This is a genomic window from Brenneria tiliae, assembly GCF_023347575.1.
Taxonomy (GTDB): domain Bacteria; phylum Pseudomonadota; class Gammaproteobacteria; order Enterobacterales; family Enterobacteriaceae; genus Brenneria; species Brenneria corticis.
In genome coordinates, this window is record NZ_JAKPCB010000091.1 from 53,591 (window position 1) to 77,341 (window position 23,751).

Sequence of the window (23,751 nt, forward strand, 5' to 3'; positions counted from 1 at the left end):
TAAGATGAATAACTATAAACAAACTATATTCACACCAGAAGAGTATCATCAGCGGGTTGAGATAACCCGTTCTCATATGCGCGAAAAAAATATTGAATTACTGATAATCGACCAGGCTGAGTTTTTATATTATCTAACTGGATTCGGTATTTCCGAGAATATGTATCGGGCTTGTCTGCTGACATTGCAGGACGATCCGGTGATGATATTCCGAGCCATGGATGCGCATACCTTTCATGAAAGTAGCTGGATTACCGATACGGTAACCTTTTCTGACTGGCAGGATCCGGTTGATGTCCTTATTGATACGCTTACCGCGCGTGGATGGGAGCGGTTGAATATCGGAATGGATTTTGACTCATACAATATGACGGTAAAGCGTTTTAATCGCTTACAACGTCATTTCCCTGAAAAACCTTTTCGGGATTTTTCCGGCGTGCTGGAGCTTTTGCGGGAATGTAAAACACCACAGGAGATCAGATATCTTTCTGACGCTTCAACGGCCTGTGATCTGGCGTTATCATCTGCTTTATCTGAGGTTGGCGTGGGAAAAACGGGGCGTGACGTCGCCAGCATTGTCCATCAGGTATTTATGCGAAATGGCGTGGATTCCAATCGTTGCGGCATTATTACCCTGGGCGTGGGGAACAGTTTTCTGCATGGAAGCATACATAATCGCCCATTGGTTTCGGGTGATATTTTGCATACGGAGCTTGTGGCATTCAAGCATGGGTATAGTGCCCGGCTAATGCGGCCTATCGTCATCGGAAACGCCACGCTTCAGCAGAAAGCGGTGGCGGAGCAGTTAATTGCTATCCAGGATAAACAATTTGCAGCTATGAAGCCTGGTGCCGTTGCTAAAGATATTGATAGTCTGGCTCGCGACGCGGTTATTGCGTCTGGAGTGCGCAAGGATTATGCCGGAATTACCGGCTATGCATTAGGCTATTACCCGCGATTTTCACCCCGTACCAGCGATTTCAGCCGCGTCTTTCTACCCAATGCGCAGTGGCGTCTGAAAGCGGGGATGGTATTTCATATGTATATCTATGCCGAGGGGCTGGCGTTCAGTGAAACCATCGCCATTACGGAGCAGGGGCATGTCCGCCTGACCCAGGCTCCGCGGCGGTTATTTATTGCCGGCTGATGACTCAGGGCAAACTGCGCTGCGGTTTTTCTTCCGCATGCTTCGCGCCGTTGCCCTGCCGATAAGCCAGCGACACCATCAGCGACTGCACCAGACACAGGGTGGCGGATTGGGAACGAAACGCGTCCACCTGCGCTTCCTTGATCACAAAGCAGACGTCGCTAAGGGTGGCCAGCGGGCTTATCTGGCTGTCGGTAATCACAATCTGCCGGGCGCCGGCTTTGGCCGCCATTTCGCTGACCATCACGGTTTCCTGCGAGTAGGGCGAAAAACTGATTGAAACCACAATATCTTTTTCATTCACCCGGCTGAGCTGTTCGCGGAACATGCCTCCCAGACCGTTGACCAGCACCGGATTGCTTTCCAGATGGCTCAGCGCATAGGTCAGATAGGTCGCCACGCTGAATGAACGCCGTAGCCCGACCACGTAAATCATTTGCGCATTGGCCAGCAGGTCCACGGCTTTTTGCAGATCCTCTTGCGGCGTGCGGGCCGCCAACTGCTGCATGGCCTGGGCGTTTGAACGGGCGAATTCGTGCAGGATATCACTCGGCGTTTCCGGCACCGACTCGGTTTCCATGGCGCGGAATAGCCGCGCCCGATCGGTATAGCTGGCGGTTTCTTCCACCAGATTCATACGGAACAGCTGTTTCATTTCGTTGAAGCCGCTGAAATCAAAGGCGTTGGCGAAGCGGATCAGCGTCGAGGGCGGAACCTCCGCCCGTTCAGCGATCACCGCGACGGTATCGAACGCGATGCTGTTGGTGTTATCAAGCACATAGTGCGCCACCTGCTGTAGTCGTTTACTTAAGCTGTCGTAGCGCTCGCGGATCTGTTCCTGTAACTCTCTCAGGTTGGTCGCCATGGGCATATTCAATATTCTCCCGAGACCTATCCCAAATAGGCTCTTGTTGCTCGATTCTAGTAATTTACCCTGTCATTTCAAACGTATTTTTCATTCGTTGCGGTAAAAATAGAACGTACGGTTCAATGCCGGGCGGCCGTTTGCGGATGGCAAGCATCTCCATATCTGATCCAGGCTCGAGGCTTCGAGTTTACATAAAAATTCGCAGCAGATCACAATAATCAACATTTATTTTATTTTTAAATAAAATGGAATGTTTATTTCATATACTGTAAACCGACATCCGCGACTTGTCCTTCTTGCAACCCATCGAGGTATAAACATGGAAACCGTATCCAACTTCATTTCCGGGGACGTGACCCCCGGCCGCAGTCAACGTTTTGCCCCGGTTTATAACCCGGCCACGGGCGAGCAGATTCGTCAGGTCGCCATGAGCGGCGCCGAGGAAGTGAAGCAGGCGATCGGCGCCGCCGCGGCGGCGTTCCCGGCATGGTCCAAGTTTTCGCCGCTGCGCCGCGCGCGCATTATTTTCCGCTTTAAGGCGCTGCTGGAAGAGAATATGGATACCCTGGCCCGGCAGATATCCCAGGAGCACGGCAAGGTCTATTCCGATGCGGTGGGCGAAATCACCCGCGGGCTGGAAGTGGTGGAGTTCGCCTGCGGCATTCCGCATCTGCAAAAAGGCGAACATTCCGCCAATGTGGGAAGCGGCGTCGACAGCCACTCGCTGATGCAGCCGCTGGGGGTGTGCGTCGGAATCACGCCGTTCAATTTCCCGGCGATGGTGCCGATGTGGATGTTCCCTATCGCGCTGGCCGCCGGCAACACCTTCGTCCTTAAGCCTTCCGAAAAGGATCCTTCGCTGTCGTTGCTGCTGGCGCAGCTGCTGAAAAAGGCCGGGCTGCCGGATGGGGTATTCAACGTGGTTCAGGGCGACAAGGAGGCGGTGGATGTGCTGTTGAGCGACCCCCGCGTACAGGCGGTAAGTTTTGTCGGTTCGACCCCGGTGGCGGAATATATCTATCAAACCGCCAGCGCGCACGGTAAGCGATGTCAGGCGCTGGGCGGGGCGAAAAACCACTGCATCCTGATGCCCGACGCCGATTTGGAGATGGCCGCCGGCGCCATTATGGGCGCCGCCTATGGCGCGGCGGGCGAGCGCTGCATGGCGCTGTCGGTGGTGGTGGCGGTGGGGGATGATAGCGCGGAGGCGCTGTGCCGGCGGCTGGAAAAACAGATCGCCGCGATGCGCGTGGGGCCGGGCCTGGTTGAAGGAGAGGAAAACGAAATGGGGCCGGTTATCAGCGCCCAGCATAAGGCTAAAATCGCCGATTATATTCAAAGCGGCGTGGATCAGGGGGCGGCGCTGCGGGTGGACGGCCGCGCGCTGGTGGTGAACGGCCATCACCAGGGGTATTTTATCGGCCCGACGCTGTTTGACGGCGTTACGCCGGAGATGAAAATTTATCGTGAAGAGATTTTCGGTCCGGTGCTGGCGGTGGTCAGAGTGCCGGACTACCAGACGGCGCTGACGCTGATCAACAGCCATGAATACGGCAACGGCACGGCGATTTTCACCCGCGACGGCGAGACCGCCCGCCAGTTCAGCGAGGATGTGCAGGCCGGCATGGTGGGCATTAATGTGCCGATCCCGGTGCCGATGGCGTTTCACAGCTTCGGCGGCTGGAAACGCTCCATCTTCGGGCCGCTGAACGTACACGGCAACGACGGCGTACGCTTTTATACCCGGATGAAAACCGTTACCAGCCGTTGGCCGGCCAGCGTTCGCCTGGAGCAGCACGCCAGCAGTTTTGTTATGCCGACGCTGGAGTAACTCCGGCTTACTTTCTTTGCGGGAGCAAAATGATGGATACGCGACGAATGACGATGGCGCAGGCGCTGGTTCGCTTTCTCAATCAGCAATATATCAGCGTGGATGGCGAGGAAGCGCCGTTTGTGCAGGGCGTGATGACCATTTTCGGCCACGGCAACGTGCTGGGCATCGGTCAGGCGCTGGAACAGGACGCCGGACATCTCCGGGTGCATCAGGGATGCAGCGAGCAGGGGATGGCGCATATCGCCATCGGTTTCGCCAAGCAGCATCAGCGCCGCAGGATCTACGCGGTGACCTCGTCGGTGGGGCCGGGGGCGGCGAATATGGTGACGGCGGCGGCGACCGCCACGGCAAACCGCATCCCGCTGCTGCTGCTGCCGGGAGATCTGTTCGCCTGCCGCCAGCCGGACCCGGTCTTGCAGCAGGTCGAGCAGTACCATGACGTTTCCGTCAGCACCAACGACTGCTTCAAACCGGTGTCCCGCTACTGGGATCGCATCAACCGGCCGGAGCAACTGATGAGCGCGCTGATCAACGCCATGCGGGTGCTTACCGATCCCGCCGATACCGGCGCGGTGACGCTGTGTCTGCCTCAGGACGTACAGGGCGAGGCGTGGGATTATCCGGCTTCTTTTTTCCGCAAGCGGGTCCATCATCTTGAGCGTCGCCCGCCCGATCCCGTCCGGCTGGAAGAGGCCGTGGCGCTGATCCGCCGCAAACGGCGGCCGCTGCTGATTTGCGGCGGGGGCGTGCGTTATTCCGGGGCGCACCAGGCGTTGCGGCAGTTTGCCGAGCGGTTCGCCATTCCTTTCGGGGAAACGCAGGCGGGTAAAGGGGCGATTGTCTCATCCCATCCGCTGAATTGCGGCGGTATCGGGGTCACCGGCGGGCTGGCGGCAAATCAGCTGGCGCGGGAAGCGGATCTGGTTATCGGCGTCGGCACGCGCCTGACCGACTTTACCACCGCCTCGAAATCGCTGTTCCAGCATCCCGAGGTGGAGTTTCTGCTGCTTAACGTCGCCGAGTTCGATGCGCTGAAGCTGGATGCCGTCCCGCTGATTGCCGATGCGCGCGCGGGGTTGCAGCTATTGTCGCAGCGTCTGGCGGCGGAGGACTACCGTAGCCGCTATCGCCACGAAATCGACGCGGTGCGCACCGCCTGGGAGGCGGAGCTGCGGCGCCTGGGCGCGGCGCGCGACGAAGGAGCGTTTGTGCCGGAGGTCGCCGACCGGCTGGAGTGCGAGCTGGATGAATACCGGGCGGTTCTCGGTACGCATCTGACGCAGACCAGGGTGTTGGGGCTGCTGAATCAAGAGTTGGAGGACGACGCCATTGTCGTCGGCTCCGCCGGCTCGCTGCCGGGCGACCTGCAGCGTCTGTGGCAGGTAAAAACGCCGGACGGCTACCATCTGGAGTATGGCTACTCCTGTATGGGGTATGAGATCGCCGCGGCGGTCGGCGCGCGTCTGGCCGCCCCCCATCGGCCGGTGTATGCGATGGTGGGGGACGGCTCGTATCTGATGCTGCATACCGAGTTGCAGACCGCGGTGCAGGAGGGGATAAAAATCACCGTGCTGCTGTTCGACAACGCCGGGTTTGGCTGTATCAACAACCTGCAAATAAGCCAGGGAATGGGCAGCTTTTGTACCGAGAATCGCCGGCGCAGCGCCGAATCGGGCTTGCTGAACGGTCCGCTGGTGGCGGTGGATTTCGCCAAAAACGCCGAAAGCTACGGTTGCCGGGCGTGGCGGGTGCATGACGAAGCGTCGCTGTTGCAGGCGCTGGAGGAGGCGCGGCAACATCCGGGGCCGACGCTGCTGGACATTAAAGTCCTGCCCAAAACCATGACCCACGGTTACGACGCCTGGTGGCGCACCGGCACGGCGCAGGTGGCCGACTCCCCGGAGATTGAGGAGGCGGCGGCGCAGATCCGCCGCAAGCTGGCCGCGGCGCGGCAGTATTAAGCGTTCCGATAGCAGATACGCCCAGACCCTTGACAAAGTACCGTCATTCCAGAGATCTCTGTCGTTCGCGCGGATATTCCCCGTCATCCCCGCGCAGGCGGGGATCTGCTTTACCAGACGACTCGGTGTTGCCTGAGATGCCCGCTTTCGCGGGCATGACGGAGGGCATTCGGGGATGACCATGGCCCTTGCGCTGTCAGCAATCGTTGACAGCGCAATTATTTTTTTTGAAACATATGTTTCATTTATGTTGGTTTCCCCGCTTGATCCGCCTCTCCGTTTCTTTCCCGCATGTTGCGCGCTTTATCGCCGATTTTTGTTTTTTTTTCTCATCTGTTGTGTGATTTTGATTACAAAAACGCCATTACGTGTCAAGAAAATGTTAACTGGCACTCAAAAACATAATTTCCAGTTTCTTATAAATTGAAATAAATGTTTTATTTGCTTTAATTTCACACATCAGGCGTTAGCGGTAAAAAAGCACGATGGAGGGCATGGGTCATGCCGTATCTTCTCGCCTTCCTGCCCACACCTAACCATGCACAAGATACTCAGGTATCAGGGGAGCATCTATGTTTAACATTGCCTTATTGGGTGCCGGCCGTATCGGCCAGGTCCATGCGGTGAACATTACGCAACACCAGGAAACCCGCCTTTATGCCGTGGTCGATCCCAATGCGCAAAATGCCGAAGCGTTAGCCGATAAATATCACGCCCGCATCCAGACGGCGGAAGAAGCGATGAGCGACCCGGCGGTGGACGCCGTGCTGATCGCGTCGGCGACGGATACCCACGCCGACCTGATTGAGCTGGCCGCGAAAAGCGGCAAGGCCATCTTCTGTGAAAAACCGGTCCATCTGGATATCGCCCGCGTCCGTGATTGCCTGACGGTGGTGGAGCAGCAGCAGGTGCCGCTGTTTATCGGCTTTAACCGCCGCTACGACCCGCAATTCCGCCGCGTCAAAACGCTGGCCGAGGAAGGGCGCATCGGCAAGGCGGAATCGCTGCTGATCATCTCCCGCGACCCGTCGCCGCCGCCGGCGGAGTATGTGCGCGTCTCCGGCGGCCTGTTCCGCGACATGACCATCCACGATTTCGATATGGCGCGTTTCATCATGGGCGAAGAACCGGTGTCGGTATTTGCCCAGGGCAGCAATCTGGTCGATCCGGCGATCGGCGAAGAGGGCGATATCGATACGGCGTTTGTGGTGCTGAAATTCGCCTCGGGCGCCATGGCGACCATCGTCAACAGCCGCCGCTCCGGTTACGGCTACGACCAGCGCCTGGAATTGCACGGCGCCAAAGGCGTGCTGAGCGCGGGCAATATCCGTGAAAACGCGGTGCAGCAATGGACCGACGACGGCTGTCTGGCGGCGAAACCCGAATATTTCTTTTTGCAACGCTACCGCGAGGCCTATGCCGCCGAGTGGGCGCATTTTGTCGCGGTGCTCAATGGGCGCGTGTCGCCGGAGTGCAGCGGCGCCGACGGCGAACGGGCGCTCTATCTGGCGGATAAAGCCTTTGAATCGCTGGCTCAGGGCAAAGAGATCAAGCTGTAACTTACCTGCAATTAATACCCCTACACCCTAACCCATGCAGAGAACAGACCATGAAAAAGCTAACCAACGTTACCGCTCTCTTCCTGGCGCTCGGCCTGGCCGGATTCGCTCAGGCCAAGAACGAGCCGATCGTTTTCAGTACTCCCAATCTCGCCATGCCGTTTGAGGTGCATATGCAGCGCACGGCGGTCAAAGCCGCCAAGGATCTTGAGGTGAACCTGCAGGTGCTCGACAGCCAGGGCAGTTCTCCGAAACAGGCCGCCGACCTGGAAAATGCCATTACCCGCGGCGCAAAGGGATTCGTGGTCTCGCCCAACGACGTCAATGCGGTATCCAGCGCCGTCACCGAAATTCAGCAGGCGGAGCTGCCGGTGGTCACCCTGGACCGCTCGGTGAAAACCGACGTGCCGGTGCCGCATTTCGGCGCCAATAACTACCAGGGCGGCCGGGCCATCGCCGAATATGTGAAAGCGCGCTTCCCGGACGGCGCCGACATCCTGCTGCTCACCGGGCAGCCGGGTTCCTCCTCAAATATCGAACGTACCCAGGGGATTCGCGAAAGCCTGAAGGAAGGGGGCGACAAGTACAAGATCGTCGCCGATCAAACCGGCAACTGGATGCGTTCCGAAGGGATGCGGATTGTGGAGAGCGTGCTGCCGTCGTTGCCCAAACGCCCGCAGGTGATCCTCTCCGCCAATGACGATATGGCGCTGGGGGCGATTGAAGCGTTGCAGGGGCAGGGGCTGAAGCCCGGCGAGGTGGTGGTGACGGGCTTTGACGCCGTGCCGGAAGCGCTGGCCCGCGTGCGCGACGGCTGGCTGGCGGTGACCGCCGACCAGCGTCCGGGCTATGCCGTCACCACCGCCTTGACCCAGTTGACCAACAATATCCGTAGCCAGGCGCCCATCACCGGGGCCGACTATCAGCCGACGATGATCACCAAAGATAACCTGAATGATGCGGAGCGCATCGGCGAAGCCGGCAAATAAACCACCGGTATACAGCAGGCCGTCCGCGGGCGGCCTGAAGCAAGGAGGATGGCAATGACAGAACCCTTACTGAACGTTACCGATCTGGCCAAGAGTTTTTCCGGCGTATGGGCGTTGAGCAAAGTACAGCTGACGGTACTGCCGGGGGAGATCCATGCCCTGCTGGGGGAAAACGGCGCGGGTAAATCGACGCTGCTGAAAGCGTTGGCGGGCGCGCAGCCGCAAACCAGCGGCGATATCTGGTTCGACGGCCGGACGCTGTCGGTGCAGGACACGCCGGTAGAGCGGCAGAACTACGGCATTGTGACCATTTATCAGGAGTTTAATCTGCTGCCGAATATGAGCGTGGCGGAAAACATGTTTCTCGGCCGCGAACCGCGGCGCGGCGGTCTGTTGGTCGACGCGGCGGCGGTGAACCAGGAGGCCAAAGCCGTTCTGGACTATCTGCAGCTGAATATCTCCCCGACCACCCAGGTGGCGCGGCTAAGCGTGGCGCAGCAGCAGATGGTGGAAATCGCCCGGGCGCTGACGCTCAACGCCCGGCTGATCGTGATGGACGAGCCCTCCGCGGCGCTCAGCGACAGCGAGGTGGAGAGCCTGCACCGCGTGGTGCGCGAACTGAAAGGGCGCGGCGTCAGCGTTATTTATGTGACGCATCGCCTGCATGAGGTTTTCCAGCTCTGCGATCGTTTCACCGTGTTGCAGGACGGACGCTATACCGGTTCGGGCAACGTGGCGGATATCAACGTCAAGGAGATTATCCGCATGATGGTCGGACGCGACGTGGTATTCAACCGGCGTCCGGCGACCGCCACCCACCATCAGGACAAACCGGTGCGCCTGGCGGTAAAGGGATTGACGCGCGAGAAGCCGCCTCTGGACGCGCACGGCATCGCCCTGAAAGACATCAGCTTTCAGGTCCATGCCGGGGAAGTGCTGGGCATCGCCGGTCTGGTGGGAGCGGGGCGCACCGAGATCGCCCGCTGCCTGTTCGGCGCCGATACCTTTGCGGCGGGCGAATTTATCCTCGACGGCCGGCCCTACCATCCCGTCGACCCGCGGCACGCGCTGGCGCAGGGCATTGCGCTGGTGCCGGAAGATCGCAAAAAAGAGGGGGCGGTGCTGGGGTTGCCCATCCGCGACAATATTTCGCTTTCCAGTCTCTCTTCGCTGCTGCACTGGGGCGGGTTCGTCAATACCCGCAAGGAAGACCGGCTAATCGAAACCTATCGTCAGGCGCTGCATATCAAGATGGTCGACAGCCAGCAGGAGGTGCGCAAGCTTTCCGGCGGCAATCAGCAGAAAGTCATTCTGGCCCGCTGCATGGCCCTGAATCCCAAGGTATTGATCGTTGACGAGCCAACGCGCGGTATTGACGTCGGCACCAAGTCCGAAGTGCATCAGGTGTTGTTCGATATGGCCGGCCAGGGGGTGGCCGTGATCGTCATCTCCTCGGATCTGCCGGAAATCATGGCGATTTCAGACCGCATCATCACCCTTAGCGAAGGCCGGGTGAGCGGGGAAATACACGGCGATGACGCTACGGAAGAGAAACTGATGACCATGATGGCCATCTGTCACGACGCCTTACACGCAGCATAACGGAGGTTACTCATGTCGCAGCCGCTTTCCAATACCAGCGCACCGTCCGGCAACCGCGGACGTTTTGATCCCATTGCGTTTTTCGAACGCTTTGGCGTGTTTATCTTTATGATTCTACTGCTGATTTTCTTTCAGTCGCAGAACGGCAACTTTCTGACCGAACGCAATATCACCAACATTCTTACCGAGGTTTCCATCTACGGCATCATGGCCGTGGGAATGACCTTCGTGATCCTCACCGCCGGCATCGACCTGTCGGTGGGCTCCATTCTGGCGGTGTGCGCCATGACCGCCGCCTCGGTAATCAAAGGGGATAATTTCACCACCGTCGATGCGGACGCCTGGTATGGCATGAGCTGGCTGGTCGGGCTGGCGATCTGCCTGGCGGTGGGAACGGTGATCGGGTTGCTGCACGGGCTGGGGGTGACCCGTCTGCGTCTGCCGCCGTTTATCGTCACGCTGGGCGGCATGACCATCTGGCGCGGGCTGACGCTGGTGATTAACGACGGCGCCCCCATCGCCGGGTTCGATCCCGGCTATCGCTGGTGGGGGCGGGGAACGCTGCTGGGTATTTCCATCCCCATCTGGATCTTTGCCCTGGTGGCGCTGGCGGGGTATCTGGCGCTGCATAAAACCCGCTGGGGACGCTTTGTCTACGCCATCGGCGGCAATATCGAAGCGGCCCGCCTGGCCGGGGTCAACGTGCAGCGGGTGCTGGTCAGCGTATATGTGGTGATCGGCTGTCTGGCCGGGCTGGCGGGATTTATTCTCAGCGCGCGGCTGGGCAGCGCGGAAGCGGTGGCCGGCATCACCTTCGAGCTGCGGGTTATCGCCTCGGTGGTGATTGGCGGCACCTCGCTGATGGGCGGCTACGGACGCATCGGCGGCACCATCATCGGCTCGATCATCATGGGGATCCTGATTAACGGGCTGGTGCTGATGAACGTTTCGGCCTACTACCAGCAAATCATCACCGGTCTGATCATCGTGCTGGCGGTGGCGTTCGACACCTATGCCAAGAGCCGGCGCGGCGCCATCTGACGGGGACATGAGGGGAAGCGCTTTCCCCTGAGAGGCGGATATGAAACAGGTACGTATTGGATTGATCGGATCCGGCTACATCGGGCGCGCCCACGCCGTCGCCTATGCGCAGGCGCCCGTGGTGTTCGCCTTGCAAGGACGGCTGGTGAAGGCGGCGCTGGCGGAGACGTCGCCGGAGCTGGGCGCCAGGCGGGCGCGGGAGCTGGGATTTTTACGCGCCGCCGCCGACTGGCGCGAACTGGTGGCCGATCCGGATATCGATGTGGTGGATATCTGCGCCCCCAATTTTTTGCACCATGAGATGGCGCTGGCGGCCATTCGCCACGGCAAGCACGTATACGCCGAGAAGCCGCTGGCGCTCAACGCCGCCGACGCCCGCGAGATGGCGGAGGCCGCCGGCCGGGCCGGAGTGAAAACCCTGGTCGGGTTCAATTATATGAAAAATCCCGTCGCCAAGCTGGCGAAAGAGATTATCGCCGGCGGGGAAATCGGCGAGGTGATCCATTTTTACGGCACCCATAACGAAGACTATCTGGCCGACCCGCGCACGCCGGCGGACTGGCACTGCTTTAAGCGGACCGCCGGTCTCGGCGCGCTGGGGGATCTGGCGGCGCACATCGTCAATATGGCGCACTACCTGGTGGGGGAGATCGACTACGTATGCGGCGATATGCAGACGGCGATCCCGCAGCGCCCGGCCAGGGCCGGCAGCGACGAGCTGGTGCGGGTGGAGAACGAGGATCAGGCGCACGCCATGGTGCGTTTCGCCAATGGCGCGCGCGGCGTGCTGGAGACCTCCCGCATCGCCTGCGGCCGCAAAATGGGGCTGACCTACGTGGTCACAGGCAGCAAAGGCGCCCTGAGTTTTACCCAGGAAAGAATGGCGGAACTGAAACTGTACCGGCAGGACGACCCGGCTAACCGCCAGGGCTTCCGCACCTTGCTGCTGGGGCCGCAGCACCCGGACTATGCGGCATTCTGCACCGGCGCCGGTCACGGCATTGGTTTTAACGATCAAAAAACGGTGGAAGTGCGCGACCTGATCGACGGCATCGCCGCCGATCTGCCGCTGTGGCCGGATTTCGCCGAGGGATGGAAGGTTTCGCGGGTGCTGGATGCCATTGTCTTGTCGCATCAGGCGTCGCGCTGGGTGGCGGTCGATGAGATTGGCTGAGCCGGGCGATTTAATTTCTTTTTTGTCTATAGGACGTGGTCGTTATGAGTCAGGAAAAGGCATTTGACGTGATTTGCATGGGGCGGGTGGCCGTCGATCTTTACGGTCAACAGATTGGTTCGCGACTGGAGGATATGGGCAGTTTCGCCAAATACCTGGGAGGATCGTCCGGCAACGTGGCCTACGGCGCCGCGCGGCAGGGATTGCGTTCTTCCATGCTGGCGCGCGTCGGCGATGAGCATATGGGACGCTTTCTGCGCGAGGAGCTGCAACAGGCGGGGTGCGACACCAGCCACCTGATCACCGATAAAACGCGGCTGACGGCGCTGGTGCTGCTGGGCATCAAAGACCGTGAAACCTTCCCGCTGATTTTCTACCGCGATAACTGCGCCGATATGGCCATCACGGCGGAGGATTTCAGCGAAGCCTATATCGCCTCGTCCCGCTGTCTGGCGGTCACCGGCACCCATCTGTCCCACCCCCGCACGCGGGAGGCGGTGCTGACGGCGCTGCGCTACGCCAGGCGCAACGGGGTGAAAACGGTGCTGGATATCGACTACCGCCCGGTGCTGTGGGGGCTGACCGCGCTGGGGGACGGCGAAACGCGCTTTATCGCCGCCGAGGAGGTGACCGCGCAGCTGCAGCAGGTGCTGGAACTGTTCGATGTGATTGTCGGCACCGAAGAGGAGTTTCATATCGCCGGCGGCAGCACCGACACCCTGCAGGCGTTGCGGCGGGTGCGGGAAAACAGCCGGGCGGAGCTGGTGTGCAAGCGCGGCGCGCTGGGGTGTTCGGTATTCAGCGCGGCGATCCCCGGCTCGCTGGATCAGGGGCTGACGATCCGGGGCGTGCGCGTCGAGGTGCTCAACGTGCTGGGCGCCGGCGATGCGTTTATGTCCGGCCTGTTGCGCGGCTATCTCGGCGGCGAGGGGTGGGAAAAAGCCTGCGCCTACGCCAATGCCTGCGGCGCGCTGGTGGTGTCGCGCCATGGCTGCGCCCCGGCGATGCCGACCCGCATCGAACTGGATAACTATCTGGCGCGGGAGCGCGAGGTTCCCCGTCCCGATCTCGATCGCGAGCTGAATCATCTGCATCGGGTGACCACCCGGCGCCGGCAGTGGCATGAGCTGTGCGTGATGGCGTTCGATCACCGCAGCCAATTGGAGGAGATGGCGATCGGCTGCGGCGCCGATATCGGCCGTATTCCCGAGCTGAAACGCCTGATCCTGCAGGCCGGCGTCGAAACCGCGCGCCAGGCCGGGCTGGACGATAAGGCCGGGGTGCTGTGCGACGGCACCTTCGGACAGGACGCGCTGAACGCCGTCAGCGGCAAAGGGTGGTGGATCGGCCGGCCGATTGAGCTGCCGGGGTCGCGCCCGCTGGCGATGGAACACGGCAATATCGGCTCGCAGTTGATCAACTGGCCGCTGGAGCACGTGGTGAAGTGTCTGGTGTTCTTCCATCCGGACGACGACCAGCGGCTGCGGCGCGAGCAGGAGCTGAAGGTGGCGGAAGTGTATCAGGCCTGCTGCCAATCCGGCCACGAACTGCTGCTGGAGGTGATTCTGCCGCCGGGCATGCCGCACGGCGATGAACACTACCTGCGGGTGATACAGCGCTTCTACAACCTGGACGTGCGGCCGGACTGGTGGAAACTGCCGCCGCTGACGGCGTCCGGCTGGCAGCGGCTGACCCAATTGTTGCACCAGAGCGATCCCTACTGCCGCGGGGTGGTGATCCTGGGGCTGGACGCGCCGCTGGAAAGCCTGCGCCAGGGCTTCAACGCCGCCGTCGGCTTCCCCATCGTCAAAGGTTTCGCCGTGGGGCGCACCCTGTTTGCCCAGCCGGCGCAACGGTGGCTGAAAAACGACATCGACGACGCGCAGCTTATCCGGCAAGTCAAACACAACTACCTGCAGCTGATCGCCTTATGGCGCCAGCGCGGGTAGCCGAACCTTGTTATCACTATGATTAAGGGAAAAGAGTATGGCCGTTCAACTTGGTATTAATCCGCTCACCTGGACCAATGACGATCTGCCCTCGCTGGGGGCGGACACGCCGCTGGAAACCTGTCTGAGCGAAGGCAAACAGGCCGGTTTCGCCGGCTTCGAGTTGGGAAATAAATTTCCCCGCCAGTCGGCGGTATTGGGGCCGATCCTCAAAGAGCACGATCTTCGGCTGGTGTCGGGGTGGTATTCCGGGCGGCTGCTTGAACGCTCGGTGGAAGAGGAAATCGCCGCGGTGCAGGATCATCTCAATCTGCTGCGCGATCTGGGGGCCGGCGTGATGGTATTTGCCGAGGTCAGCGGCGCCGTGCACGGCGACCGGCAAAAGCCGGTGCATCTGCGCCCGCGTTTTCCCGCCGACCGCTGGCGGGAGTACGGCGACAGGCTCAGCGAGTTTGCCCGTTATACCCACAGTCAGGGGGTGCGGATCGCCTATCATCACCATATGGGAACGGTGATTGAAAGCGCGCAGGACGTGGATAATCTGCTGGAGCACACCGGGCCGGAAGTCGGCCTGCTGCTGGATACCGGGCACCTGGCCTTTGCCGGCGCCGATCCGCTGGCGGTGGCCGAACGCTGGGTCGCGCGCATCAATCACGTTCACTGTAAAGACATCCGCGCCGATGTGCTGCGGGACGTCAAAAACCGCAAAACCAGCTTTCTCGACGCGGTGCTCAGCGGCGTATTTACCGTGCCGGGCGATGGCTGCGTCGATTATCCGCCGCTCTTCCGCCTGCTGAAAGCGCACGGCTATCAGGGCTGGCTGGTGGTGGAAGCGGAGCAGGATCCCGCCGTGGCGCATCCGCTGACCTACGCCACCCTGGGCTACAACAACCTACAGCGTCTGGCGTATCAGGCCGGGCTGATCTGATGGCCGGCATTTTCCGTCGTCGTCGGCTTATCCGTTATTCCCGGGCTTGACCGTTCACCGTTATTCCCGGACTTGACCGTTCACCGTCATTCCCGCACTTCACCGTCATTCCCGCGGTCGTCGGCGGGAATCTACCTTCACCGGCGTCATCAGTTAAGGAGCGCACCATGTCTTTGCTATCTCGCTACCGCACCCCGGACGATCAAGGGTGTATACAACGCATCACCCCGGCAAGCGCCGGCTGGAGCTATGTCGGCTTTGCCGCCTATCAGCTGGCGGCGGGGAAAACTCTGTCGCTGCCGGCCACGGATAACGAGCGCTGTCTGGTTCTGCTGGGGGGAAGGGCCAGCGTCGTCACCCCCGGCGAACGTTTTGAGGATATCGGCGATCGCCGGCAGCCGTTTGAGCGCAGAAAACCCTATGCGGTGTACGTCGCCGGCGGTGAAAGCGCGACGGTAACCGCCCATACGCCGCTGGAGCTGGCGGTGTGCTCCGCCCCGGGGCGGGGAACCTATCCGACCCGGCTGATCGCCCCGGCGGATATTGACGCGGAACAGCGCGGATACGGCCATAACCGCCGCTATGTGCATAATATTCTGCCGGAGGATAAGGCGGCGGACAGTCTGCTGGTGGTGGAGGTCTACACCGACGAGGGCTGCACCAGTTCGTATCCCAGCCACAAGCACGATAACGACAATCCCCCGCATGAAACCTATCTGGAGGAGACCTATTACCACCGGCTGAATCCCGCCCAGGGGTTTTGCCTGCAGCGCGTTTACACGGACGATCGCACGCTGGACGAAAGCATGGCGGTGTATGACAAAGATGTGGTGATGGTGCCGAAGGGATATCACCCGGTGGCCGCCATCGCGGGATACGATAGCTACTACCTGAACGTGATGGCGGGGCCGAAACGGCAATGGCGTTTCAGCTGGGAAGCCGACCACCAATGGATTAATAGCGAAGCCTACGCCGGAAAAACGAAGACCGGATGAGCAAGATATGCCCGCAACGCCAACGCTACATTCCGGGATAGCAGGCGATATCTCAGGAAGAGGGCGATCTGCGGTTCCAGGGCATCTTCAGCAGCAGACGGGCCAATCCGCAGAACCCCGAAACCCCGGCAAAGATCAGCCCGGCGCCGATAAATCCCGACAGGGCGTGGAACCAGGGTGAAACCGTGGCCCCCAGAACGGCGCCCAGCAGCACGATGGCGCCGGCGGTAATCTGCACCTGGCGGTTCAGCTCCAGCGGCTGTGACTTATCGACCACCGTGGGCAGCCCCGCCTGTTTCCAGGCCGCCAGCCCGCCGTCCAGAATATAGGCGTCGCCCGGCACGCCGGCGGCGAGCCTGTCGGCATTGGCCTGGGTGCGGTTGCCGGACTGACAGTGGAAGATAACGCCGGCGGCGGCGGTCAGCGGCGGCTGCGCCGCAATGTCGTTCAGCGGAATATGCCGCGCCTGGGCGATATGTTCGCGCGCGTACTCATCGGCCGCGCGGATATCGACCAGCAGGGCGCCGTTCTCGATCAGTTCGCGAGCGTTCTGGGGCTGGATAAGCTTGATGGGCATATTGATTTCCTGGGTGGCGGCCATATAGCTTCAGTATATCTCTTTGCGCGTGGAAATGATCCTCCGCGCAGGAAGAGATTTTGCCGCCGCGCCGCCTTATCCCCGATAGCGCATGCGGCCCGCCGCCGTTTTCTCCAGCCGTTGCGCCAGACTGTGGGCGATGGCCGCGAAGTCCGCTTCGTTTTTCCCCTGCCGCGTCATAAATTGCGTGCCGACGCGCAGCGCGAATTCATGCAGCGCGCGCGGATCGGCGCAGGTGCCGACCAGAATGCCGTGCCGTTCGAGCGCGGTAATGGTCGCTTTCGCCGACATCGACGAGTCCATCGGGATCAATAGCTGATGGGTGGCGGTCTCATGCGCCTGCGCGGCAATCACCGCCACGTCCTGTGCCCGCAGCGCTTCGGCCATGGCCGCGGTGTTGCGGCAAATTTGCCGCGCATAGCCAGCGCCATGCCGTCGGGTTTCCAGCAATGTCACCAGCAGCGACGGCAGGCAGCCCGCGTCGCAGTTGGCGATCATCCTGCTTTCGATCAGCTGCGACAGAAGCCGGCGATCGTCCGCATGACGGCCGGCGATAATGCCGTGGGGACGGCCCGGGAAGGTTTTATAGGTCGAACTGGTCATGATATCGACGCCCAGCGCCAGCGGATTGGGAAACATTCCGCCGGCGATAAGCCCCAATACATGGGAGGCGTCGAAAATCACTTTGGCGCCGACCTGGCGCGCGCCGGCGACCACCGGGGCGATATCGTCGGCTTTGATCATCACCGAACGGCCCAGCATCACCAGCCTGGGCCTGACGGTCAGGATCATCTCGGCGGCGGCGACGGCGTCCAGACGGTCGCCCCGCGCGTCGTACGGCAGATCCATCACCTTCAGCCCCGCCAGTTCAGGCGTTCCGCCGCGCCGCTGGCTTAAATGACCGCCGTGGGCGGCGGCCGGCGCCAGCAGCAGATCGCCGGGTTGCGAAAACGCGTGAAATACCGCCAGATTCGCCGTGGTGCAGTTCGCCAGACGCGTTTCCGCCCATTGCGAACCGAACAGCGCGTTCACTTCGTTTTCCACGGCGATTTCCAGTTTTGACACCAGATCGGTATCCGGCTGTTCCTTGGCGAAACGGGGCCCCATGGCCGGATAGGCGCTTAGCGCCGGGGAGTAGGCGGCCATCGCCGCTTCGCTGGGTAAATTGGCGCCGGCGTAGAGCACGATGCGATCGTTTTTCAGCGTATCGAGGCGCGCGGCGCACAGGCGTAACAGCGTATCGTTGTCCGTGGCGCTGGCAACGGCGTTATCGGCCTGGTCGTTATAGTGCGTTGTGGGCATTCAATTCACCAATCGGTTTGAAAAAGAGATAGCGCTTTCATCGCCTAACGGATAATGGCGGTGCGTTTCTGTAGCAGCCGCACGGCGTTGGACGCCAGATAGGAGATGATGAAATAAACGGCGGCGGCGAACAGATACATCTCCAGCAGGCGCCCGTCGCGCTGCGCGACCTTGGCGGCCGCGCCGAGGAAATCGGTAATCGACAGGACGTAGACCAGCGATGTGTCCTGAAACAGGATAATCGTCTGGGTCAGGAACAGCGGCAGCATATTGCGCATCGCCTGCGGCAAAATGACGTACATCATGGTTTGCCGGCCGTTCAGTCCCAAAGCCAGCGAGGCCTGTGACTGGCCGCCGGGCAGCGACTGAATGCCGGAGCGGACGATTTCACAAAAATAGCAGGCTTCGAACAGCGTAAAGGTGATGACCGACGACCAGAACGGATCGACCCTGACCGGAAAAGACGCGCCGGTGATCCATTGTAGGAGATAGGGCACCAGAAAATAGAACCAGAAGATCACCAGCACCAGCGGCAGCGAACGCAACAGGTTGACGTAGCCGGCGGCCAGCACGGCCAGCGCCCGAAAGCGCGACAGGCGCATGATCGCCAGCAGCGTGCCGAAAATAATCCCCAGAACCGTGGCGCAGAAGGTGAGCTTCAGCGTAAAGCTCATGCCGGTCAGAAACAGGTAGGGCAAGGCGTTGACGATGGTTTGAAAATCGAATCCCGTCAGCATCGTTTCACCCCTTCTTCCGGTGCTGAGCGATGCCGAAACCCGGCAGCGCCGCTCTTTTTTCCATGCCGCGCATAACGAAGACGATAATCAGGTTAAGCAGCAGATAAAGCAGGGTGGCGGCGGTAAAGGCCTCAAACACCTGGAAACTGTTTTCCTGCATGGCGCGCGCGCCGCCGGTGAGTTCCATCAGCCCGATCGCCAGCGCGACCGAGGTGTTTTTGGTGCAGCTGAGAAATTCCGAGGTGATTGCCGGCGTCACGATGCGAAACGCCACCGGCAGCAACACGAACCGATAGGTCTGCGGCAGCGTCAATCCCAACGCCTGACCGGCCATACGCTGTCCTCTGGACAGGCTTTCCAGCCCGGCGCGCACCACTTCCGCCATGCGCGCGCCGTGATAGCAGCCCAGACAGAGCGTGGCGGTATAAAACTGCGCGTCAGGCAGCTGTTTCATCCAGTCGCCCGCCGATTCGGGCAGCGCCTCCGGCAGGACGAAATACCAGAGAAACATTTGCATCAACAGCGGAATATTACGGAACAGTTCGACGAACGCGCTGCCGCAGCGGTTCAGCGCGGCGATCGGCGTATTGCGGGCAATGCCGGCCAAAGACCCCAGCAATAGCGCGATGGCAAAGGCGCAGACGGCCGTGGCGGCCGTCCAGCCAAGACCCATCATCAGCGTTTGCCAGTAGGTATGAGTGCCATCCAGCGACATATCGAAAAATATGCCCCAGTTCCAGTTATAGTTCATTGTCGCCCTGGTCAATCTGTTTTTTAGCGATAAAGCTCGGGGTTCGGATCGTCGGTTGGCTGGGCGATCGCTTTCTGCAACTGCGCCGATATCGGGAAGTTCATATTGACGTTTTTCGGCGGGATCGGCTGCGTGAACCATTTGTCGTAGATCGCGGTAATGGCGCCGCTGCTGTACAACCCTTCGATGGTGGCGTTGACCAGCGCCTTGAACTGCGCGTCGTTGCGGCGCAGCATAATGCCGTACGGCTCCACCGACAGCGGTTCCGTTGAAATCTGGTAATCGTCGGGGCTTCTGGCCGTTGCCCGGGCGCCGGCCAGAGAAACGTCATCGAAAATAAAGGCCGCGGCCCTGCCGGTTTCCAGCGTCAGCATGCCTTCGGCCAGATCCTTGGCGGAAAGGATCGTCAGGCCCAACTTCTGAGCGTTATTGGCGTCATTGATGATTCTGACGCTGGTGGTGCCCGCCAGCGTGACCACCGTTTTCCCTTTCACATCCGCCATCGACGCCACCGGCGCGGATTTTTTGGACAGAATGCGGACCGCGGCGACAAAATAGGTGGTGGAGAAGGTCACCTGTTTCTGGCGTTCGGCGTTGTTGGTGGTGGTGCCGCATTCCATATCAATAGTGCCGTTGGCCAGCAGCGGGATCCGCGTGGTGCCGGTGACCGCCAAGGTACTGACCGCCAGGTCGGGCTTGTTCAGCCTGGTTTTTACCGCGTCGACCACCGCGGCGCAGATATCCATCGCATAGCCGATCGGCCGTTGACTATCGTCGTAATAGGAAAAGGGCACCGCGCCGTCGCGGTGTCCCACGGTTATCTGACCGCTGTCGGCGATTTTTTTTAATGTTCCCGCCAACTCCTCGGCGCCAGCCGGTGCAGTCGTCAGAATGAGCGTGCATAGAGACGTAGCCAATATCTGTCGTTTCATGGTTTCTCCACGGAATGCCGTCGTTGATTGCTCTTTCGTACCGATGACCAGTCTGCGTTTCGCGGCGGATATGCGGCCCGCAAAGAGAAACGCAGCGGGAGTATGGCCGGTCGATAATCGTTCAATTTTGCGAAAGCGGTCAATGAAAATTAATAATGTATAATTAATTCATTTATCAGAAAGACGGAAAGCCACCCGCCGCTTTGAATTTAATGTTTTAAATTCAAAGGGCTATTGCGGATAACGCCAGGCGGTTAATTGAGAGCGATATAAGGAAATCTTATGCTATTGATGATGGACGATCGCGGCGGCGTTGACCGAGTTACGCACGGCGTTTGCCGTGCTCATTACATGCTTACGCAGCGTCGCGGCCAGTTTCCCGGCGTTTTTTTCCCGCAGCCACCGCAGGATCTCTTCATGCTCCTGCACGGCCAACTGCCAATCCTCGGGCAACTGCCGGATGGTGTGCCGGATATTTCTGATGCGCAGTTCAAGATTGTGGTACAGCGCAATCAGCGATTGGTTGCGCGTGGCGGCAAAGAGGGCTAAATGGATTTCCCGATTCAATCTGGAATACTCCAGCCTGTCGAGCCTCTGATACGCCAGCAGCATGGCGTGATGCAACTGCTCGATATTCGCCAGCTCGTCGCCGGTAATATGCTGGCAGGCTATCTCGCCGGCCAGTCCTTCCAGGCTGGCGATAATGGGAAAAATTTCGAACAGCTCGTCATCGGTCAGCGTGGCCACGCGGGCGCCGCGCTGGGGCAGCAGGACAATCATCCCTTCGGTAGCAAGAACCTTAAGCGCTTCGCGCAGCGGCGTGCGCGATATCTCAAACTGTTCGCACAGCGTTTTTTCAGGAATGCGGCTGCCGGGCTCCAGTTCGCCGCGGACGATCATTTCTCGAATAAGATCGGCAATCTCACTATGGAGCGTTTTGCGCGAGATGGACATTCCTTTGAGCATTGGGGAACCTTCTTTCGATGAATGGGCGCGTGGCGAAAGGGAAATCATGCCGGCGAGCTAACAGTAGCATAATGCATAGCGCTTTCAGACTTCAACCGCCCCAACGGCTGCCGTCGCTCTTGCCATGCCTGAGGCGGACATGATAATTTTCCCTGCGGGTGCCGGCTGTAATACCGCGGTCGAGCAGGTTATTATCATGCGTTGGTCGGGCCGCCGCGCGGAGTTTGAAGTAATGCAGCGCGATCTTTCTCAACGTCACGTACCCCGCGTTCGTCTTTTAGCCGAGCGGACTTTCGCCGCACTGGAACGTTTTGCCCATATTGAATCCGTTAGCGGCATCATATTGCTGGTCGCCGCGGCAATCGCCTTAATCTGGGCCAATTCTCCCTTTTCCGCCAGCTACCATCATTTATGGCATACGCCGCTTTCCTTCGCCGTCGGCTCGTTCGCCTTTTCCCAGTCCCTCCATTTCTGGATCAACGACGGGCTGATGGCGATCTTCTTTTTAGTGGTCGGCATGGAAATCAGATATGAAATTCACGCCGGGGCGCTGAGCAATATCCGGCAGGCGTCGCTGCCTATCGTCGCCGCTTTCGGCGGCGTGGCCGTCCCGGCGTTAATCTATATCCTGTTTAACCAGGATCCGGCGCGGCATCACGGCTGGGCGGTGCCCACCGCCACCGATATCGCCTTTGCCGTGGGCGTTCTCGCGCTGCTGGGGCGCTCCATCCCCGGGAACATCCGGGTGTTTTTGCTGACGCTGGCGATTATCGACGACATTATCGCCATTGTGATGATCGCCCTCTTTTATTCCGCGCAGCTCGACTATAGCGGGTTGGCGATTGCCGGCGCCGGCGTGCTGCTGGTCGCCGGTATGCAATTAATCGGCATTCGCTCCGCTGTGGTCTACCTTATTCCGGGCGTCGTCATCTGGAGCGGCCTGTGGATTATGGGCATACATCCGACGATAGCGGGAGTGATACTGGGACTTATCACGCCGGTGCTGCCGGCGCGCAGCCATCAGTCCGTGCGCGACAACATTTTACGCATCACCCATGAGTTGACGGACCCGGACACATCGGCGGACAGGCTGTCGCGGCCTTTCAAACAGCTGCGCGTGGCCCGGCGCGAACTGCTTCCGCCGGTGATGAGCGTGCAGATGGCGCTTCACCCCTGGGTCGCCTTTTTCATTATGCCGCTGTTTGCGCTCGCCAACGCCGGGGTGAGCGTAGATGGCGTCAATCTCTCCGCCGACGGCGCCCACTGGGTGATGACCGGCGTGATGGCGGGGCTGGTGCTGGGCAAACCTCTGGGCATTATCGCCGTAAGCTGGCTGACGGTACGGCTGGGATTATGCAAACTGCCTCCCGATGTGTCGTGGGGCGGGGTGGCGCTGATCGGGCTGCTGGGCGGGATCGGATTTACCATGTCGATCTTTATCGCCATGCTGGCGTTCTCCAGCGAGAATCAGCTGGGCGCCGCCAAACTGGGCGTTTTAGTAGGATCGCTCACCGCGGCTATTCTGGGTCTTGCCTGGGGGAAAATCTATGCGGGCCGGATGCGGATCGCCAACGCCGGCGGCGCACCGATTGGACGTTAGCCGCTAATTCGGCATCCTGAGGTAAAACGCGGGACTAAACTATAGGCTCTGTTACAGCTGTCTCTTATGCATAAATGTAGGGACTCTGACGGGTTTTGCCGTTACCCGGCGTAAGAAATTATGCTGAGGAGATAGCAGGCTTAGGATGAGCCGCACGGACGCGGCGAAAGCTTGCGTCACGTCGGACAAAAACGCCGGGAGCGTTTTTGAACAGCGCTTGCGCTGGCCCGCCAGGGCGAGTCTCATGGATGAGACGAGTATTCCGTGTCGCAAGCGGTCCGTTAAGCCTGATACCGACGAAGGCACCTGCGCAGCAGGCATAATTTCAGCCGGAAGCCAGGGTTCTTAGGGCTGCGGCGAGTGAGCGCCCTAAGTCGGGCGCGTGCTAGGACGTGGCATAAAAATACCTTTCTTTTCGCGCACGAAATAGCACTGAGCTCACATATACCGTTAACAGTAAATATGTGACTAAGAGACATATTACAGAGGGGTAGCGGATGCACAGGCATAGGCAACGGTGCCGCACTCGATTATGGTCCGACAGGATGCGCGGGGTTGCCGTATCCGCTATCGCTCTGCTTTTCTTATCGCTCGGCGCCTATGTGGCGCAGCCGGCTGAGTCCGTCACGCGGCTTCTCGATGAGGCGGAGGCGATTACGCCCCTTGAAACGGCGATTATCGCCAGAGACGGCCAAATCCTGGCCGAACGGGGCTATCGCGGACACGCCACGACGGCGGTCACCAATATCAAATCAGCCTCGAATCGGTGATATCGGCGCTGGTCGGCCCCTTTGACGACGGCAAATACGTTAATTAAA

General features: G+C 60.0%; 20 protein-coding genes. 13 read left to right on the forward strand and 7 right to left on the reverse strand.

The features are described 5' to 3' along the window. Positions 1 to 4: 4 nt before the first annotated feature. On the forward strand, positions 5 to 1,147 hold the full coding sequence (locus MFP24_RS05690) for a M24 family metallopeptidase (RefSeq protein WP_249229608.1): 1,143 nt from the start codon (positions 5 to 7) through the stop codon (positions 1,145 to 1,147). Between the two features lie 4 nt (positions 1,148 to 1,151). Here the strand turns inward: MFP24_RS05690 and MFP24_RS05695 are convergent, their stop codons facing one another. Then, on the reverse strand, positions 1,152 to 2,018 hold the full coding sequence (locus MFP24_RS05695) for a MurR/RpiR family transcriptional regulator (RefSeq protein WP_249229609.1): 867 nt from the start codon (positions 2,016 to 2,018) through the stop codon (positions 1,152 to 1,154). 316 nt (positions 2,019 to 2,334) lie between these two features. On the opposite strand from MFP24_RS05695, the gene MFP24_RS05700 reads away from it, so the two are divergent. The 10 genes from MFP24_RS05700 to iolB all read left to right on the forward strand — a co-directional run bounded on the left by MFP24_RS05700 (position 2,335) and on the right by iolB (position 16,047). Next, positions 2,335 to 3,846 (forward strand): CoA-acylating methylmalonate-semialdehyde dehydrogenase, encoded by a 1,512-nt coding sequence (locus tag MFP24_RS05700; RefSeq protein ID WP_249229610.1) that lies wholly within the window; start codon positions 2,335 to 2,337, stop codon positions 3,844 to 3,846. A gap of 32 nt (positions 3,847 to 3,878) precedes the next feature. After that, on the forward strand, positions 3,879 to 5,810 hold the full coding sequence (iolD, locus tag MFP24_RS05705; RefSeq protein ID WP_249229611.1) for a 3D-(3,5/4)-trihydroxycyclohexane-1,2-dione acylhydrolase (decyclizing): 1,932 nt from the start codon (positions 3,879 to 3,881) through the stop codon (positions 5,808 to 5,810). 572 nt (positions 5,811 to 6,382) lie between these two features. Then, positions 6,383 to 7,369 (forward strand): inositol 2-dehydrogenase, encoded by a 987-nt coding sequence (iolG, locus tag MFP24_RS05710; RefSeq protein ID WP_249229612.1) that lies wholly within the window; start codon positions 6,383 to 6,385, stop codon positions 7,367 to 7,369. A 50-nt stretch (positions 7,370 to 7,419) separates the two neighbouring features. Continuing rightward, positions 7,420 to 8,358 (forward strand): substrate-binding domain-containing protein, encoded by a 939-nt coding sequence (locus MFP24_RS05715; RefSeq protein WP_249229613.1) that lies wholly within the window; start codon positions 7,420 to 7,422, stop codon positions 8,356 to 8,358. A gap of 54 nt (positions 8,359 to 8,412) precedes the next feature. Further along, on the forward strand, positions 8,413 to 9,960 hold the full coding sequence (locus tag MFP24_RS05720) for a sugar ABC transporter ATP-binding protein (RefSeq protein WP_249229614.1): 1,548 nt from the start codon (positions 8,413 to 8,415) through the stop codon (positions 9,958 to 9,960). Positions 9,961 to 9,972: 12 nt separating this feature from the next. Then, entirely contained in the window at positions 9,973 to 11,001 is a 1,029-nt protein-coding gene (locus MFP24_RS05725; protein WP_249229615.1) for an ABC transporter permease, read from the forward strand. A gap of 40 nt (positions 11,002 to 11,041) precedes the next feature. Next, the gene (locus tag MFP24_RS05730) at positions 11,042 to 12,175 is read left to right on the forward strand and encodes a Gfo/Idh/MocA family protein (protein WP_249229616.1); all 1,134 of its coding nucleotides are present in this window, start codon (positions 11,042 to 11,044) and stop codon (positions 12,173 to 12,175) included. 44 nt (positions 12,176 to 12,219) lie between these two features. After that, a complete protein-coding gene (locus MFP24_RS05735; RefSeq protein ID WP_249229617.1) occupies positions 12,220 to 14,124 on the forward strand; it encodes a bifunctional 5-dehydro-2-deoxygluconokinase/5-dehydro-2-deoxyphosphogluconate aldolase in 1,905 nt (634 codons plus the stop codon). A gap of 37 nt (positions 14,125 to 14,161) precedes the next feature. Next, positions 14,162 to 15,052: a myo-inosose-2 dehydratase gene (gene iolE, locus MFP24_RS05740; protein WP_249229618.1), complete on the forward strand. Its 891-nt coding sequence runs from the start codon at positions 14,162 to 14,164 to the stop codon at positions 15,050 to 15,052. 167 nt (positions 15,053 to 15,219) lie between these two features. After that, on the forward strand, positions 15,220 to 16,047 hold the full coding sequence (iolB, locus tag MFP24_RS05745; protein ID WP_249229619.1) for a 5-deoxy-glucuronate isomerase: 828 nt from the start codon (positions 15,220 to 15,222) through the stop codon (positions 16,045 to 16,047). A gap of 52 nt (positions 16,048 to 16,099) precedes the next feature. On the opposite strand, the gene MFP24_RS05750 is transcribed toward iolB, so the two are convergent. From MFP24_RS05750 to MFP24_RS05775, 6 genes are all read right to left on the reverse strand, one after another. Further along, on the reverse strand, positions 16,100 to 16,624 hold the full coding sequence (locus tag MFP24_RS05750) for a rhodanese family protein (protein WP_249229620.1): 525 nt from the start codon (positions 16,622 to 16,624) through the stop codon (positions 16,100 to 16,102). 96 nt (positions 16,625 to 16,720) lie between these two features. Then, positions 16,721 to 17,947 carry a glycine hydroxymethyltransferase gene (locus MFP24_RS05755; protein ID WP_249229621.1) on the reverse strand — a complete coding sequence of 409 codons (1,227 nt, stop codon included), beginning with the start codon at positions 17,945 to 17,947 and terminating at the stop codon, positions 16,721 to 16,723. Between the two features lie 44 nt (positions 17,948 to 17,991). Further along, positions 17,992 to 18,681: an amino acid ABC transporter permease gene (locus MFP24_RS05760; protein WP_249229700.1), complete on the reverse strand. Its 690-nt coding sequence runs from the start codon at positions 18,679 to 18,681 to the stop codon at positions 17,992 to 17,994. Positions 18,682 to 18,688: 7 nt separating this feature from the next. Beyond that, the gene (locus MFP24_RS05765) at positions 18,689 to 19,435 is read right to left on the reverse strand and encodes an amino acid ABC transporter permease (protein ID WP_249229622.1); all 747 of its coding nucleotides are present in this window, start codon (positions 19,433 to 19,435) and stop codon (positions 18,689 to 18,691) included. 23 nt (positions 19,436 to 19,458) lie between these two features. Next, the gene (locus MFP24_RS05770) at positions 19,459 to 20,367 is read right to left on the reverse strand and encodes a transporter substrate-binding domain-containing protein (RefSeq protein WP_249229623.1); all 909 of its coding nucleotides are present in this window, start codon (positions 20,365 to 20,367) and stop codon (positions 19,459 to 19,461) included. A 285-nt stretch (positions 20,368 to 20,652) separates the two neighbouring features. Continuing rightward, a complete protein-coding gene (locus tag MFP24_RS05775; protein ID WP_249229624.1) occupies positions 20,653 to 21,333 on the reverse strand; it encodes a GntR family transcriptional regulator in 681 nt (226 codons plus the stop codon). A gap of 139 nt (positions 21,334 to 21,472) precedes the next feature. Between MFP24_RS05775 and nhaA the strand changes: the two genes are divergently transcribed. Together nhaA and MFP24_RS05785 are read left to right on the forward strand one after the other, a co-directional pair. Next, entirely contained in the window at positions 21,473 to 22,933 is a 1,461-nt protein-coding gene (gene nhaA / locus MFP24_RS05780) for a Na+/H+ antiporter NhaA (RefSeq protein ID WP_249229625.1), read from the forward strand. A gap of 545 nt (positions 22,934 to 23,478) precedes the next feature. Next, on the forward strand, positions 23,479 to 23,703 hold the full coding sequence (locus tag MFP24_RS05785; protein ID WP_249229626.1) for a hypothetical protein: 225 nt from the start codon (positions 23,479 to 23,481) through the stop codon (positions 23,701 to 23,703). Positions 23,704 to 23,751: the final 48 nt, after the last annotated feature.

What these genes read in the sequence shown, in the direction of transcription:
- iolG (WP_249229612.1), top strand. Translation starts at nt 6,383, where the DNA reads ATGTTTAACATTGCCTTATTGGGTGCCGGCCGTATCGGCCAGGTCCAT.
- MFP24_RS05750 (WP_249229620.1), bottom strand. Translation starts at nt 16,624, where the DNA reads ATGCCCATCAAGCTTATCCAGCCCCAGAACGCTCGCGAACTGATCGAG.
- iolE (WP_249229618.1), top strand. Translation starts at nt 14,162, where the DNA reads ATGGCCGTTCAACTTGGTATTAATCCGCTCACCTGGACCAATGACGAT.
- MFP24_RS05730 (WP_249229616.1), top strand. Translation starts at nt 11,042, where the DNA reads ATGAAACAGGTACGTATTGGATTGATCGGATCCGGCTACATCGGGCGC.
- MFP24_RS05715 (WP_249229613.1), top strand. Translation starts at nt 7,420, where the DNA reads ATGAAAAAGCTAACCAACGTTACCGCTCTCTTCCTGGCGCTCGGCCTG.
- MFP24_RS05695 (WP_249229609.1), bottom strand. Translation starts at nt 2,018, where the DNA reads ATGCCCATGGCGACCAACCTGAGAGAGTTACAGGAACAGATCCGCGAG.
- nhaA (WP_249229625.1), top strand. Translation starts at nt 21,473, where the DNA reads ATGATAATTTTCCCTGCGGGTGCCGGCTGTAATACCGCGGTCGAGCAG.
- MFP24_RS05770 (WP_249229623.1), bottom strand. Translation starts at nt 20,367, where the DNA reads ATGAAACGACAGATATTGGCTACGTCTCTATGCACGCTCATTCTGACG.
- MFP24_RS05720 (WP_249229614.1), top strand. Translation starts at nt 8,413, where the DNA reads ATGACAGAACCCTTACTGAACGTTACCGATCTGGCCAAGAGTTTTTCC.
- iolD (WP_249229611.1), top strand. Translation starts at nt 3,879, where the DNA reads ATGGATACGCGACGAATGACGATGGCGCAGGCGCTGGTTCGCTTTCTC.
- MFP24_RS05690 (WP_249229608.1), top strand. Translation starts at nt 5, where the DNA reads ATGAATAACTATAAACAAACTATATTCACACCAGAAGAGTATCATCAG.
- MFP24_RS05755 (WP_249229621.1), bottom strand. Translation starts at nt 17,947, where the DNA reads ATGCCCACAACGCACTATAACGACCAGGCCGATAACGCCGTTGCCAGC.
- iolB (WP_249229619.1), top strand. Translation starts at nt 15,220, where the DNA reads ATGTCTTTGCTATCTCGCTACCGCACCCCGGACGATCAAGGGTGTATA.
- MFP24_RS05735 (WP_249229617.1), top strand. Translation starts at nt 12,220, where the DNA reads ATGAGTCAGGAAAAGGCATTTGACGTGATTTGCATGGGGCGGGTGGCC.
- MFP24_RS05725 (WP_249229615.1), top strand. Translation starts at nt 9,973, where the DNA reads ATGTCGCAGCCGCTTTCCAATACCAGCGCACCGTCCGGCAACCGCGGA.
- MFP24_RS05765 (WP_249229622.1), bottom strand. Translation starts at nt 19,435, where the DNA reads ATGAACTATAACTGGAACTGGGGCATATTTTTCGATATGTCGCTGGAT.
- MFP24_RS05775 (WP_249229624.1), bottom strand. Translation starts at nt 21,333, where the DNA reads ATGCTCAAAGGAATGTCCATCTCGCGCAAAACGCTCCATAGTGAGATT.
- MFP24_RS05700 (WP_249229610.1), top strand. Translation starts at nt 2,335, where the DNA reads ATGGAAACCGTATCCAACTTCATTTCCGGGGACGTGACCCCCGGCCGC.
- MFP24_RS05785 (WP_249229626.1), top strand. Translation starts at nt 23,479, where the DNA reads ATGCGCGGGGTTGCCGTATCCGCTATCGCTCTGCTTTTCTTATCGCTC.